Origin of the sequence: Rhizobium etli 8C-3, from assembly GCF_001908375.1 — a bacterium.
GTDB lineage: Bacteria > Pseudomonadota > Alphaproteobacteria > Rhizobiales > Rhizobiaceae > Rhizobium > Rhizobium etli_B.
The window spans coordinates 2,745,551-2,760,156 of sequence record NZ_CP017241.1 but is presented as its reverse complement, the minus strand read 5'-3'; the positions used below and the strand labels follow the sequence as shown (position 1 = coordinate 2,760,156).

Annotated in this window: 13 protein-coding genes; 5 read left to right on the top strand and 8 right to left on the bottom strand. The window is 59.1% G+C overall.

All coding sequences use genetic code 11. The annotated features are described in order from the left end of the window. Positions 1-809: 809 nt before the first annotated feature. From AM571_RS13880 to AM571_RS13855, 6 genes are all read right to left on the bottom strand, one after another. On the bottom strand, positions 810-2,135 hold the full coding sequence (locus AM571_RS13880) for an aspartate aminotransferase family protein (RefSeq protein WP_074061898.1): 1,326 nt from the start codon (positions 2,133-2,135) through the stop codon (positions 810-812). 288 nt (positions 2,136-2,423) lie between these two features. Next, positions 2,424-2,741 (bottom strand): ArsR/SmtB family transcription factor, encoded by a 318-nt coding sequence (locus tag AM571_RS13875; RefSeq protein ID WP_074061897.1) that lies wholly within the window; start codon positions 2,739-2,741, stop codon positions 2,424-2,426. 106 nt (positions 2,742-2,847) lie between these two features. After that, entirely contained in the window at positions 2,848-3,603 is a 756-nt protein-coding gene (locus AM571_RS13870; RefSeq protein ID WP_074063249.1) for a HugZ family protein, read from the bottom strand. A 32-nt stretch (positions 3,604-3,635) separates the two neighbouring features. Further along, positions 3,636-4,685, bottom strand: coding sequence for a choline ABC transporter ATP-binding protein (gene choV, locus AM571_RS13865; protein ID WP_074061896.1), 1,050 nt, complete (start codon positions 4,683-4,685; stop codon positions 3,636-3,638). Continuing rightward, the gene (gene choW, locus AM571_RS13860) at positions 4,682-5,527 is read right to left on the bottom strand and encodes a choline ABC transporter permease subunit (protein WP_074061895.1); all 846 of its coding nucleotides are present in this window, start codon (positions 5,525-5,527) and stop codon (positions 4,682-4,684) included. The genes choV and choW overlap by 4 nt, the downstream gene beginning before the upstream one ends. A gap of 78 nt (positions 5,528-5,605) precedes the next feature. Then, positions 5,606-6,559, bottom strand: a complete 954-nt coding sequence (locus AM571_RS13855; RefSeq protein WP_074061894.1) for a choline ABC transporter substrate-binding protein — start codon at positions 6,557-6,559, stop codon at positions 5,606-5,608. Positions 6,560-6,793: 234 nt separating this feature from the next. On the opposite strand from AM571_RS13855, the gene AM571_RS13850 reads away from it, so the two are divergent. The 3 genes from AM571_RS13850 to AM571_RS13840 all read left to right on the top strand — a co-directional run bounded on the left by AM571_RS13850 (position 6,794) and on the right by AM571_RS13840 (position 9,788). Continuing rightward, complete coding sequence (locus AM571_RS13850) at positions 6,794-7,396, top strand: thymidine kinase (protein WP_074063248.1); 603 nt, start codon at positions 6,794-6,796, stop codon at positions 7,394-7,396. A 54-nt stretch (positions 7,397-7,450) separates the two neighbouring features. After that, on the top strand, positions 7,451-8,521 hold the full coding sequence (locus AM571_RS13845; RefSeq protein WP_074061893.1) for a hypothetical protein: 1,071 nt from the start codon (positions 7,451-7,453) through the stop codon (positions 8,519-8,521). 139 nt (positions 8,522-8,660) lie between these two features. Then, positions 8,661-9,788, top strand: a complete 1,128-nt coding sequence (locus tag AM571_RS13840; protein WP_074061892.1) for a DUF2333 family protein — start codon at positions 8,661-8,663, stop codon at positions 9,786-9,788. Positions 9,789-10,043: 255 nt separating this feature from the next. Here the strand turns inward: AM571_RS13840 and AM571_RS13835 are convergent, their stop codons facing one another. Beyond that, positions 10,044-10,769, bottom strand: a complete 726-nt coding sequence (locus AM571_RS13835) for a helix-turn-helix transcriptional regulator (protein ID WP_074061891.1) — start codon at positions 10,767-10,769, stop codon at positions 10,044-10,046. A gap of 779 nt (positions 10,770-11,548) precedes the next feature. On the opposite strand from AM571_RS13835, the gene AM571_RS13830 reads away from it, so the two are divergent. Further along, the gene (locus tag AM571_RS13830) at positions 11,549-13,186 is read left to right on the top strand and encodes a formate--tetrahydrofolate ligase (protein ID WP_237358557.1); all 1,638 of its coding nucleotides are present in this window, start codon (positions 11,549-11,551) and stop codon (positions 13,184-13,186) included. Beyond that, entirely contained in the window at positions 13,183-13,440 is a 258-nt protein-coding gene (locus AM571_RS13825) for a hypothetical protein (RefSeq protein ID WP_237358485.1), read from the top strand. Before AM571_RS13830 ends, AM571_RS13825 begins: the two co-directional genes overlap by 4 nt. Before the next feature lie 54 nt (positions 13,441-13,494). Here AM571_RS13825 and AM571_RS13820 read toward each other — a convergent pair whose 3' ends face one another. Beyond that, positions 13,495-14,358 carry an extensin family protein gene (locus tag AM571_RS13820; protein WP_074061889.1) on the bottom strand — a complete coding sequence of 288 codons (864 nt, stop codon included), beginning with the start codon at positions 14,356-14,358 and terminating at the stop codon, positions 13,495-13,497. Positions 14,359-14,606 lie beyond the last annotated feature (248 nt).

Here is a 14,606-nt window from a genome sequence, read left to right as displayed (position 1 = left end):
GCTACGGTGCGGTCAACGCGCCTTCCGGCCACTTTTGGCTTCGGAAGGCACAGACCAATTTTCTATGAATTTTGCTGCGATTACGCAAGGAGATAACAATCCAAGGCCCGTCTTCGCCAAATCGTTCAAGGAACAGGCGTCGATTGCGATTCTCTTCAGGTTTTTCCGACCTATCTTGTTGGACGGGCTTTTTGCAGGAACGCAACGATCATATCGGCATTGCCGATGTATGGCGTTCGCTCGGCTTTCTGATCATCCTTGCAGACGATGCTTTGGCCCGGTGCTCCTCCTCAATCTGAGCTGCGGCTCCGGTTTGAAGGCTTGCACGGCAAGGTCATCTGGCGGACCGACCGCGGCGAATGCCGACTGGGCTGAGAATGAGACGAGAAAGGTGCTCGAAAGCATGAACTTGAGCATGCAAAACCTCCGGCTGGAAATGGACGCGTCTTGCCTGCCGAAGAATTTTGCGGGCGGCGACCCGCAACGCGATCGAGGTCGCCGCCGCGTTCGAGGAAATCTCCGTCTCTCATGGTGTGGTTTCATTAAGCGAAGAACGAATGCCTGAAACCAGCGACGGCAGCTCTAGCGTCAATAACCGACAACGGTCGGATTCCAAGCCGCCTGGCTATCTGCCGCTTGATTCGAAGCGACCTTTCATGGTGTGAACGCTCGATAGGGCGGCATTTCGAGGTTGTGCCGTGCAGGGTTGGCCATGGACATGGCGCAATCGGTAGAGAAATCTGCTGACACGAACGCTCTCCCCATTTGCGGGGGAGAGGCTGGGGCGAGGGCAGGGGCCTTCGATCTGCTTAGATGTTGTTCTGCAAAATCTCGCGCAATTTGCCGAAGAGCTCGTCGATGTGCTTCTTTTCGATGATGAGTGGCGGGGAAAGGGCGATGATGTCGCCCGTGGTGCGGATCAGCAAGCCGTTCTCATAGGCCTTCAGGAAGGCGGTGAAGGCGCGTTTTGTGGGTTCGCCGGCGATCGGATCCAGTTCGATCGCGCCGATCAGACCGGTGTTGCGGATGTCGATGACGTTCGGGCAGTCCTTCAGCGAGTGAAGGGCGTCGGCCCAGTAATCCGAGAGCTCGCCAGCGCGGGTAAGCAGGCCTTCTTCCTTGTAGGTATCGAGGGTGGCAAGCGCGGCGGCGGCGGCGATCGGGTTGCCCGAATAGGTGTAGCCGTGGAAGAACTCGATCATGTGCTCCGGGCCGTCCATGAAGGCGTCATGAATCTCGGAGGTGACGAAGACGGCGCCCATAGGGATGACGCCGTTGGTGAGGCCCTTGGCGGTGGTGATGATGTCGGGCTTCACATCGTAGTACTGCGCGGCAAATGGAGCGCCGAGGCGGCCGAAGCCGGTGATGACTTCGTCGAAGATCAAAAGGATGCCGTGCTTGGTGCAGATTTCGCGGAGCTTCTGCAGGTAGCCCTTCGGAGGAATGAGAACGCCGGTTGAACCTGCGACCGGCTCGACGATGACAGCAGCGATTGTGGAGGCGTCATGCAACGTGACGATGCGCTCGAGCTCGGTTGCAATGTCGCCACCATGTTCCGGCTCGCCGCGGGTGAAGGTGTTCCTGCCCGGCTGATGCGTATGAGGCATGTGGTCGACGCCGGTCAGAAGCGTGCCGAACATCTTGCGGTTGGACACGATGCCGCCGACCGAGATGCCGCCGAAATTGACGCCGTGATAGCCGCGCTCACGGCCGATCAGGCGGAAGCGGGAGCCGTTGCCCTTCACCCGATGGTAGGCCAGGGCCACCTTGAGCGCCGTCTCCACCGATTCAGATCCTGAGTTGGTGTAGAGAACGTGGTCCATGCCTTCCGGCGCGATATCGACGAGACGGTTTGCAAGCTCGAAAGCCTTCGGATGACCGAGCTGGAAGGCTGGCGCATAATCGAGCTCGCCGGCCTGCTCGCGGATCGCCTCGGTGATCTTGGCCCGGCAGTGGCCGGCATTCACGCACCAGAGACCGGCGGTGCCGTCAAGTACCTGACGGCCGTCATGGGTCGTGTAGTACATGTCCTTGGCGCCGACGAACAGGCGCGGCTCCTTCTTGAATTGCCGGTTTGCCGTAAAAGGCATCCAGAAGGCGCGAAGATCGTTCGGTGCGTTGAGGCGATTGGACATGCTGTTCTCCTGGCCGTTGCGGGGCCGTCCCCGGGGCTTTGCGCCCATATTTTTACTGTTCGGTCAAATTATCAGCGCTTCTTGGGGCGTCAAGCCATGGACGCCATGGATGGGCGTGCCGGCCATTGGCGTATCTTACGCCGCAGCTTTCCTGCAAACGAACAAAACCGGCAAATCGAGAGATTTGCCGGCAAAGGTTATGCTATCGTGCTGAAATACTGCTCACCGTGCCATTCCGGTTACATCCCGCAGCACGGCGTTTTAGCAAACTTTATGTCTGCGTTATCATTATGCTGCAGATCTGCTGCGGCCCTGGACTGCATAAATGTCCTCGAGCGTCGCCAGGATCTTCATCACCGGTTCCGAATTGCTCGAATAATAAATGGTCTGCGCGTCACGGCGGGTCTTTACGAGCTTCTGGGCCCGCAGCTTTGACAGATGCTGCGAAAGCGCGGACTGGCTGAGGCCGACCTGGGTCGCAAGCGCGCCGACAGGTACCTCGCCTTTGACGAGACTGCAGAGGATCAGAAGGCGTTTGGGGTTCGCCATCGCTGATAAAAGGGCGGCCGCCACGTTAGAGTGGTCTGAAAGGTCAGTGGTTTTCATATTTCCAATCTTCCTAAGCGAATGATGTATCCGTATAGGCACAGGGCGTTAGACGGGGTTGGCGGACGTTCAAAACGTAGCAACTGGTCCGGAAGATTGTATATACCTAAATTTCACGTAGCGAGTATGCTATTTTAGATATGTGTGACTTAATGTCCGTCGCATTCTCGATGAGTGACTCAAATTCGCAACGGTTGAGCAAATCACCGGAAATGGCGTCGAACCCTGCGCAATCCACTCCACATATGCGCCATGCCGTATCTTTTGGCGCCTTGAAAAGCTTCGCAAGCGCTTCGGACAGGTCGGCATGCTCCTCTACTAATTCTCGCACTGTCTGCGCTGCCTGTTCGGCAACCGGCTCGTTCGCAGGTGAGAGAATCATGAGATCGGCACCTTCCAAAAGATAGGCGCGGCCGAAGCCGCCATTAAGGCTTGCCGACTGCGGAACGAGACGGAAGAAGCGGAAGTCCGGGAAGTCGATATAGAGCTGCGCCTTCGCATGCCGGTCGAGGAACCGGGCGCGGATGCGCTGGTGTACGGCGCTTCCGCGCTCGACCGGCTCGGCAATGCATTGGGTGGTGAGCCGCGGATGCGCGAGGGGATCGCCCCTGCCGGGTTCGCCAGTCAGGAGCGACGCGCGCCGGTCGGTCTCCAGCGCCTTGGTATGGGTCGACAGCGCTGAAACAAGGATGACAGGCACGCCGTCGAAATCCGTACCGAGCAGAACGCGGCTCGCAAACGGAAAGCCGGTCGCAGGGTCGAGCACGGCAAGAGCACCATAGCGGGCCGAACGCAAAAGCACGCGTGCGAGCTTGCGCGCTTCTTCGTCCGTTTCCCTGAGTACGGAAGCCTGGTCTTTCATGTCCACTTTCTTGACGGAAGCAGACGGCTGGATCAAGCCTGTTCTTTGCGCCGGTGCTGGGTCAGCCCGGCCACGACATCCTGAGCCGAAATCGTGCCGATGATGGCGCCGTTTTCGACAACGCCGATGCTGCCCGGCTGACGGGCGAGCGCGTCGAGAATATCAACGAGTGGAGTTTCAGCGCGTGCCGTGGCGCTTACGCTCGCCCCTGCCGCATGGCCAAGGCCCGGTTGCATCACATCCTGCGCCGTCAACATGCTGATCGGATTCATGTGCTGGACGAAATCTGCGACATACTGATCGGCAGGGTTTTTGACGATATCCTGCGGCGTGCCGCACTGGATGATGCGTCCGCCCTCCATGATGGCGATGCGATTGCCGATGCGAAAGGCCTCGTCAAGATCGTGGCTGACGAAGAGGATCGTCTTCTTCAATCGCCGCTGGAATTCCAGAAGCTCATCCTGCAAGCGGGTGCGGATCAGGGGGTCGAGCGCGGAGAACGGCTCGTCCATCAGCAGGATCGGCGCGCCGGTGGCAAAGGCGCGGGCGAGGCCGACACGCTGCTGCATGCCGCCGGAGAGTTCGTTGACTTTGCGATCCGCCCACTTCGTCAGGTTGACGAGTTCAAGCTGCTCCTCGACCCGTTTCTTGCGCTCACCGTCCGGCATGCCGGCAAGTTCGAGGCCGAAGCCGACATTCTCCTCGACCGTGCGCCACGGCAGCAATGCGAACTGCTGGAACACCATGGACACGGTGTGCATCCGCAGATCGCGCAGAGCCTTTGGGCTGCATGCATAGGGATCTACCGGGCCGGTTGCCGAGGAAACTGATACCTTGCCGCGCACGACGGGAGCGAGGCCGTTGACGGCGCGCAGCAGCGTCGATTTGCCTGAGCCGGAAAGGCCCATAAGCACGAGGATTTCCCCTTCCTCGATCGTCAGCGAGGCATCGGCAACGCCGAGAACGAGCCCGGTTGCGGCGCCGATCTCGTCGCGGGTCTTGCCTTGATCGACGAGAGAGAGGGCGGTTTGCGGCCTGTCGCCGAAGATGATGCTGACATTGTCGAAGCGGACCGAGGTCATGCGCCGTCTCCTTCGCCTGCCGTGCGGAACATGCGGTCGAGAATAATTGCCAGGATGACGATACAGAGACCGGCCTGGAAGCCCATGGAGACATTCACCGTGTTCAGTGCGCGAACGACGGGCTTTCCAAGGCCATCGGCGCCGACGAGCGCAGCGATGACCACCATCGATAGCGACAGCATGATCGTCTGCGTAAGGCCGGCCATGATCTGCGGCATCGCGAAAGGCAGTTCGATCTTGCGCAGCACCTGCGTCGGAGTTGCGCCAAAGGACTCGGCTGCCTCGACGAGGGAGGGCGGCGTCGAGATGATGCCGAGGCGGGTCAGACGGATCGGCGCAGGGATGGCAAAGATCACGGTTGCGATCAGCCCTGGGACCATGCCGAGGCCGAAGAGAATGAGTGCGGGGATCAGGTAGACGAATGTCGGGATCGTCTGCATCAGGTCGAGCACGGGACGCATGATGGAAAAGACCCAGGCGCGCCTTGCCCCGGCAATGCCGAGCGGAATGCCAATCGCCATGCTGACGAATGTGGAGGCGAGAACGAGCGCCAGTGTTTCCGTCGTCTCCTTCCAGTAGCCCTGGTTCATGATCAAAAGCAAACCGAGCAAGGTAAAGACTGCAACGCCGATCGAGCGGCGGAGCCAATAGGCAATCGCCGTGATCGCCAAAAGCACGATCAACGGATGTGGCGCCTGCAGGATGAAGAGCAATGCTCCGATCACGTGCGAGAGAGCGAAAGCCAGTCTGTCGAAAAACCATTCGCCGCTCGACGTCAGCCAATCGACGGTCGATTTGGCGACGGGGCCAATAGGGATTTTGTAATCGGTGATCCAGTTCAAGGAGCGCGCCTATCCGAAAGAGCAGAGATCAGGATGAAACGAAAAGGGGCGGCGCGTGGGCCGCCCCGTTCATCAGCTTCAGAGGCCGAGGCCGGACTTGACGGCCGCTGCGGCGTCCTTGCCGTCCTTGGTCGTGACGCCTGCAAGCCATGGCTCGACGGCCGTCGGATTTGCCTTCAGCCATTCCGTTGCCGCGACCTGCGGATCCTCACCATCATTGAGGATCTTGCCCATGATCTGGTTTTCCATCTCCAGGCTGAACTTCAAGTTGGACACGAACTTGCCGACGTTAGGGCATTCCTTGACGAAGCCTGCGCGGGTGTTGGTGTAGACCGTCGCGCCGCCGAAGTTGGGGCCGAAGGTGCTGTCGCCACCCGTGAGGTAGGTCATCTTGAAGTTCTCGTTCATCGGATGAGGTGCCCAACCGAGGAATACGACCGGCTTACCGTCCTTTTCGGCACGGGCAACCTGCGCCAGCATACCCTGCTCGGAGGACTCGACGACTTCAAGTCCGCCCATTCCCATCTCGTTCTTCTCGATCAGGGTCATGACAAGGCGGTTGCCGTCGTTGCCCGGTTCGATCCCGTAGATCTTGCCGTCAAGGGCGTCCTTGTGCTTGCCGATGTCGCTGAAGTCCTTGATACCGAGTTCGGCGCCCTTGGCGTTGGTGGCAAGCGTGTATTTGGCACCTTCGAGATTGGCTCCGATGGATTCAACGGATTTGTCGTCGAGATAAGGTTGAACGTCCTTTTGTTGTGCCGGCATCCAGTTGCCGAGGAACACATCGATGTCCTTGTTCTTCAGCGACTGATAGGTGACAGGTACGGAGAGGACCTTGACGTCCGGCTCGTAGCCGAGGCTCTTCAGAACGACCGCGGCGGCAGCGGTGGTTGCGGTAATGTCCGTCCAGCCTACGTCCGAGAAACGGACGGTCGAGCAACTTTCAGGTTCTGCTGCAAATGATGCGGTTGCGATGGAAAGTGCGGCAACTGCAGTGGCGGTGGTCAGTTTGAATACGCTTGTTGTTTTCATTTTAGACTCCCAGTCTTTGGTTCCCAAGCCAAGCATCAATAGCCGACATTTACAAGCGACCTCAGTGTGTTTGCGCCGCATTGCCTACCCCGAATGCGACGTTTCACATTTTTATCAGGCGGCCGGTTTGCGGGCCTTTTTATGGTTTTTGCCTCCGGATTTCCTGTGATTATCGATTCTGCTGTCTTTTCTTTGCCGATTGGAGCTTTCAAGAAGCAAAACACGGAGAAAACGATGGCAAAACTCTATTTCAACTACTCTACCATGAATGCCGGCAAATCGACCATGCTGCTGCAGGCCTCCTATAATTACCAGGAACGCGGCATGCGCACCGTGCTTTTGATCGCGGCCTTCGACGAGCGCACGGGCAAGGGTATCATCGGCTCGCGCATAGGACTGGAAGCGAGCGCCATCGCTTTCGAGGGACATACCGATCTTTTCCGGCTCATCAAGGAATTGAGCGCCGAGGGCGGTCCGATCGCCTGCATTTTCGTCGACGAAGCGAATTTCATGACACGCCAGCATGTGTGGCAGCTCGCCCGCGTGGTAGACCGGCTGAACATACCAGTCATGGTCTACGGGCTTCGCACCGACTTCCAGGGCAAGCTGTTTCCGGCTTCCGAGGAATTGCTGGCGATTGCAGACGAGATGCGCGAGGTGCGCACCATCTGCCATTGCGGCCGCAAGGCGACAATGGTCGTGCGGCTCGGTGCTGACGGGGAGGTCGCGCGCGAAGGGGCACAGATCGACGTCGGCGGCAACGAGAAATACGTATCGCTCTGCCGCAGGCATTGGGACGATGCAATGAACGGCGAATGGCGCGCCGAGGCGGTTTGAGCTTCTGCCTCCGAGCGGCTAGGCTTCAGGCTCGGAGATTCTCTGGAGAAGCCGGTGCGCAAAGCTCCCTCGTTCGACAGTCTATTTGAAGCAGCCGATGCGCTTGTCGTGACCCTGCGCGCCGAGGCAGCCGCGTGCGTTGCCTTCATCGACGACTTTGCCCGCAACGGAGCGCAACCCGATGACGAGGCGTTTCTGGCACAGCGCCACCGGTTCCAGGCTTTTGCCACCGCGCGTCTTGAGTTCGATGGACTGCTTGGCGAAATGGTGGCCGGCCTCGACCGCATGACGGCCGAGGTTTCCGCGGATCTGGACAGCTTCCGCGGCCTGACTGCGCGCGAGAAGCTGACCGGCTGGTTTTCGCGGCAGCGCATGTGGCACCTCCACAGTCAGCGTGTGCGCGCAGCTCCCGTGATCGAGCGGCTGCTCGACCTGCTGTCGAAATCGAACACCCTTGCGGGATTGGTCGCCAGCCACCGCGAATTCGCGCTTGCCTGCCACAATGCCGCTGAGCGCAGCGTTATCATGATTGTCGGGCAGCGCAGGCGCCTTGTGGATGCCATCGAGATTTCGCGGCTTCGCACGAAGGAGCTGAACGCAAAAGCACTGACGAGGCAGGGGCGCATCGGTCTCTACGGCGGCAAGGCCGAATGGGAACGAATGGAGGAGGAGCGGCGCACGCTCAAGGCGCAGGCCGACAAGATCGCCGAAGAGGAGCAGTCGATGCGCCACGAAAGCCAGCGCCGCGAACGCTTCATTACAATGTTCGAGGCGCTTGTCGAGGGGTTGAACAGCCAGATCGGTCTTTGCAACGCCTTGGCCCGCAAGCTTTCGATCGATACGGAAGAACGGCTGATCATCTATCAGGCGCAGGTGGATGGCGAGGCTCCGGGTTCGAAAGGGAAGATAACGCAAGAGCTGTTCCCGCATATCGCCGGGCCGATCTCGCTCTTTGAGAAAGATATGCTTGTCCCGCAGGAAATCGGACCGCGCAAGGCGGCAGCAGATGCGGTCTTCGCCAGGAAGTTCGCGGCTTTTGCCGAAAGCGGCGACGCGGCCGATGCCCCGATCATCGACCTGACGCAAAAGCCTTCGGGGTTCAGACTGCCGTTCCTGCGCTCCTGACGACGGCTTAAAGCCGATCGTCGCGGCTTCTGGCCGTTCTTGCCTGCGATCTCCTAAAAATATCCCCTTCATGTTGTGCTCGATCAAGCAAACACATATGTGAAAGCAGAACTTTCTGACGTTCTGCTAGGAGAAGGGCATGCTCGACCGGATCGCCGGTTTCTTCAGGCTGATCGGCCGCACGATAGCCCGCGGGTTCAGCCTTGCTGTCGCCTGGGCGTTTTGGCCCTTCCTTGCCGCTCATGGCTGGTACCGGCGCCGGACTTGGATGATCCGGATTCCCATCATTGCGTTGGCGGCGCTGCTTGTCGTTCTTTACGCGTATTTTTTCTGGCAGACGCAGGTCTGGTCGAATTTCAATCCGTCCTTCGTCGACGAGTACCGTTTTTCGCAGCGCAAGGTTCCGGCCGGCCAGGAACTGCCGGTTGCCGGCGGTGCAGCACCTGCGGCCAAGACCTGCCAGCGTTCTGCGATCGTCGATGTCGCTGCCGATCTGACCGACTTCAACGTCAACCAGAACGCATGGATATCGTCTATGCTGCTCTACCGGCTCGGGTTTTTCGGCATCGACTGGGATCATACGCCGTTCCTCGACAACAAGGCGTCCTTCCAGCGCGGGGTCAATCAGGCGGCAAGGCGGACATCGGCCGAGCTTGTCGATACGCTTGGACGCGTGCGCGGCACCTCCGGCATCAACAACGATCTTCAGAACGCCCGCGGCAATCTGCAATTCGACGAATACAGCTGGTATTTCGGGCTCAATCCATTCGGACCGAAGACGCCGACGCCGAGCTACTACCGGTCGGCCATCGGCAGCCTGCGCAAGTTCAATACCGATCTTGCCAGCTGCAACGCTGTTTTTGACGGCCGTGCGGACAACCTCATCCAGTTCATCGACCGCATTGCGAACGATCTCGGCGGCACGTCCGACATGCTGGCGGAGCGCTCGGAAAATCACAATCGCGGCTGGTTCGACATGCGCGCCGATGACCGTTTCTGGTTCGCCTACGGGCAGCTCTACGCCTACTACGCCATCCTGTCGGCAGCACAGTCCGACTTTTCGCAGGTGGTGGCTGAGCGCAATCTTGGCGCCATCTGGGGCGGCACGACAAGGCAGTTTCAAGCGGCCCTGCGCATCCAGCCGGCGATCATTTCAAATGGCCGCGAGGACGGCTGGATCATGCCGAGCCATCTGGCGACGATGGGCTTCTATATCCTGCGGGTCCGGTCTAACCTCGTGGAAATGCGTTCCGTCCTCGACCGCTGATCGTTAGGCCGAGACTGCGTGATCATGATGCTGTCGATCGCAGCTCGACAAGATTTTCTGAAGCGGGCGTCTATGGCAGGCCGAAGATGGCATGGACGGCAACCGAAGGGACGGCGGGCGGAAACAAGCCGGACGATTTCGGCATCGCTGATGCCAATTTGGTCGCGAGAGTGCTCTTTCTCATGAACCCAGGCTGCTCGGGTTGAAGAGGCACTCTTCGATCTGAGGTTTCGCACTGGGGCTTTTATGATTTCATCAGGCGATGAGCTTCAATCGAATAGCCTTGGCGACCAACTGTGTGCGGTTCACGCAATCAAGTTTTTTGATGGCGTTCGTCATGTAGGCGTTCACGGTATGATCGGAGAGGGCGAGGATCTGGCCGATTTCCACGGAAGTCTTGCCCTGGGCGGTCCAGCGAACGACTTCGAGCTCGCGTGCGGAAAGAGCATGATAGGTGCTGTCTTCGTTGCGCTTGACTGCACTGTAGGCGTCGAAGGCGTGAAGCACGATCACAGTGAGTTCGTTCATCTCACTCTGGCTGAGCGGTGCGCGGTCGCCTGAAAACCAGAAAACCAGCCGCTTGCCGTCTGCCCCATTTACCGGCAGAACGACGCTGACCGGCATTTTGTGCTGGAGCATCAGGCTGCGAACTTCGCAGCGGAACATCTCGGACGTTGGCGGGTCGGAGAGATTCCATTTCTGCGGGGCGGCGGACTCTCCGAGCGCTTTCGAAAAAGGACAAGCGCGCAACGTATGAGCGCGGTCGAATTCTCTGAGATACGTGCCTGTCAGCGAGGTCTCGATTAGAAGTGGTCTCAAAAACAGGTCTTCCGCGGACGGCTTATTCATCAATGTATAATGGGCGAACCCAAAAGCATCTGCGATCCTGTGCAGGGCCTGGACAAAAAGAGCGCGCGTTCGCGCCGATGCCAATTCTGCCGATAAAAGTGACTGCCTTTCGGAGGTAGTCATGTAAGACATAATGCGCCCCGCCTTGCCTTCATGTTAAAGCTATAAAATACGCTATTTGGCGGTCGCGCTAGTCCTAATTCACCTGGGGTACGCTGATTAAATCATACTGTTAAAAATAAATCACACTGCCACGCTTTGTGGTTGTGTTTAATATCATACAGGTAGCAATCCGACCGGCTTTGCTTCTACTGCGTTAACCGGCTTTTGCACGCCGGCCACGACAGAATCACTTGCAAGAAGCTGCAGGTGGGCCTCCACACCAGCGACGCGTGCCCTGACCACATGATCCAAGCCGCCGGCGGCCCGCCTGTCTGCAGCCTTAGTCTCCAACAGGATCTCGGCACGGCATCCGTCTCCCGGCTTGCGGGATTGAGACGTGCGATGTCATCGGGAATGCCAAGCTGCTGCCCATGTCCCCTTGCCGTGCCGGCGAGCGGGTTTGCCACACCACGTGCCGACAATCCCGGCGCCTTGGTGACAACAAGTCCTCTGCTTCCTTTCGGCATCTGATGGCGCCAGCGCGCTATGGAGCCATTCGGAGATTGGTCGGTCTCGGCACGCTGTTTTCCGTGCCATCAGGCGCGTTCTTCGACGAAAAATCTCAAGAAGTACGCTCTCGGGAGCGGCGTCCATGAGCGGCGTACGATTGTGGTGGAGGCAGTGAAAAAGCGGCATCCGGGGTCTTGTTTCCGGCGCGGGGATCACGGCATGTTCCGGGGTCAGAGGCATAAGCTCCCGGGGAGACCAGCGTGGCCATCAAATCCGACATCGAAATTGCACGTGCGGCAATGAAGAAGCCCATTTTCGAGATCGGCGCGACGCTCGGCATCCCGGCAGAACATCTTGCGCCTTATGGTCACGACAAAGCGAAGGTCCGCGCCCAGTTCATCGCCGCTCAGGCGGGGAAGAAGGATGGCAGGCTTATTCTTGTCACGGCGATCAATCCGACACCGGCGGGCGAGGGCAAGACGACGACCACCGTCGGCCTCGGCGACGGACTGAACCGGATCGGCAAGAAAGCCATCATATGCATCCGCGAAGCGTCACTGGGGCCATGCTTCGGTGTCAAGGGTGGTGCTGCCGGCGGCGGCTATGCGCAAGTCATCCCGATGGAAGACATCAACCTGCATTTCACCGGCGATTTCCATGCGGTCACGGCCGCGCACAATTTGCTTGCCGCGATGATCGACAATCATATCTACTGGGGCAACGAGCTGGACATCGACCTGCGCCGCGTGACCTGGCGCCGCGTGATGGACATGAACGACCGGGCGCTGCGCGAGATGGTGTCTTCGCTGGGCGGCGTTGCCAACGGCTTTCCTCGCCAGAACGGCTTCGACATCACCGTCGCTTCGGAAGTCATGGCGATCCTCTGCCTGGCGACAGACCTCAAGGATCTGGAAGCCCGTCTCGGCAACATCATCATCGGCTACCGCCGCGACAAGATGCCGGTCTACGCCCGCGATCTGAAGGCGGACGGCGCAATGGCGGTGCTCCTGAAAGACGCGATGCAGCCAAACCTCGTCCAGACGCTGGAGAACAATCCGGCTTTCGTCCATGGCGGGCCTTTCGCCAATATCGCCCATGGCTGCAATTCGGTGATTGCGACGAAAACGGCGCTGAAGCTTGGCGATTATGTCGTGACCGAGGCGGGGTTCGGGGCCGATCTTGGCGCAGAGAAATTCTTCGACATCAAATGCCGCAAGGCGGGGCTGAAGCCCGATGCGGCAGTGGTCGTTGCCACCGTGCGCGCGCTGAAGATGAACGGCGGCGTGAAGAAGGATGATCTGGCGGCAGAAAATGTCGCGGCACTCGTCAAGGGATGCGCAAATCTCGGGCGGCATCTCGCCAATGTCAGGAAATTCGGCGTTCCAGTCGTGGTCGCGATCAATCATTTCGTTTCGGACACGGATAAGGAAATCGCGGCCGTCCAGGAATACGTTGCCCGCCACGGCGCCGAAGCCATCCTCTGCCGCCACTGGGCGGAAGGCTCGGCTGGTATCGAGGATCTCGCCTATAAGGTGGTGGAACTGGCCGAATCGGGCCAGGCGAGATTCGAGCCGCTTTATGCCGACAGCGTGCCGCTGTTCGAAAAGATCGAGATCGTTGCTTCGAAGATCTACCACGCCGGCGAGGTGACGGCGGACAAGGCGGTTCGCGACCAGCTCATCGTCTGGGAGGAGCAAGGCTACGGCAATCTTCCTGTCTGTATGGCGAAGACACAGTATTCCTTTTCGACAGATCCTAACATTCGCGGCGCGCCGGAAGGCCATATCGTGCCGGTGCGCGAAGTGCGGCTTTCGGCAGGCGCCGGATTCGTCGTGGTCATCACAGGCGAAATCATGACAATGCCGGGGCTACCGAGATCGCCATCCGCCGAGCGGATATTCCTCAATGAACAGGGTTATATCGAGGGGCTGTTTTGACTTTGCTGCGAAGCTTTATTTTCACCGCAGTGGTGGTCCTTTCGCTGTCTGCAGCGAGTGTTTCCACGGCCGCCGATGCGCCGCCTGCCGAAGAACAGAGCATGGCCGATTTCATCAGGAACAACCCTGGCTGCCTGGAGTTCAACGACCAGTGCTCGATCTGCGCCATGGTCGACGGCAGGGCGGAATGCTCCACGCCAAGGATTGCCTGCGTCAAGAAGCCGTATGTGTGCACGCGACGGGCGGACAAATGAAGCGGCGATCTATTTTGACATGAGCTCTGGATATAGGAGCATCAGTGACGCACGCTAGTGGCAATAACGAAATCCTCCTTTGCGCTGCAGCACGTCCATGTGGAAATGCGTCTCATGCGCGCTATCGCTTTCGGGGTCGAGCACGGTGGAAAAATAGAGGCAGCCGGAGGCGCTTACTGTGCGCTGGAAGGCGCCGGCGAGGGTGGGATCCTCCCGGCGCGGCTTTACCGCAATGACGTCGCCCCTTTCGAAACCGAAGCTCGCGATATCGATCGCGTTGCCGCGGGCATGTTCGGAAATCTTTCCGATCTCGGCGCCGTTGCGCAGGCGACAGACGTATGACGACGCCTGATTGAGCGCCGTGATCCGGCCCTTTTCCTTCGCAGCGGCGGTGGCGGCCGGAATCACGCTCTCCTTCATCCAGCGGGCAAGCGCCAGAGCCGCCGGGCAGCGCAATGTCGCTTCCGGCTTCACCTTGATGCCGGGAAGCACCTCTACAAGACGGACCGGCTTGTCGATGCCGCAGCCATTTCCCTCGTCGATGCGCGGTATATCATTGACGAGGGCGCCGAGGGCCTGCAACTCTCCCATACATTGCGCGTGATCGGCGTCGCTTTCCGCCTCGATGGTCAAGTTTTGAGCTTCCAGCGTGCCGGGTGCCGGCGGACCGAATTTCTCCGGCTTCTTGTCCTGCGGTTTTTCAGCTTCCGAAGGCGTCTCGTTTTGAGGGGCGGGCGGGCTTTGTGCATCGTTAACGGTCGAGGGCCTCGGTTCGGGGGTTGGCGTCGTTTCTACTGGTTCTTCGGCTTCGCCGGCAATTTGCGGCTTTATGTGCGGGATGGGACCTTTGTCCGGTAGGCTTGCGCCAGTGAGGATAGTCAGGGTTGCGATGGCTGCTGCAATTGCGATGTTCTTCAAGCTTCAACCGTCCATGGCTGCCGATGGAAAGGGGGCAACGCATGAGGGCCGATTTCGTTGCAATTTCGCAACGCCTACGGACCTCGGTAAAAACATGATCTTTTCTTCAACATTTGCGCCGCGTTAATATTGACAATTATACTCATGTTTTTTATGCGGCAGAAAAGAAGGCGGAAGGTTGGGTCTCCCGCCGCAAATTCGCAAAGCCTAGCCAGCCCCTCGAGCGCTTCAAGCGCACCGACCAGCCA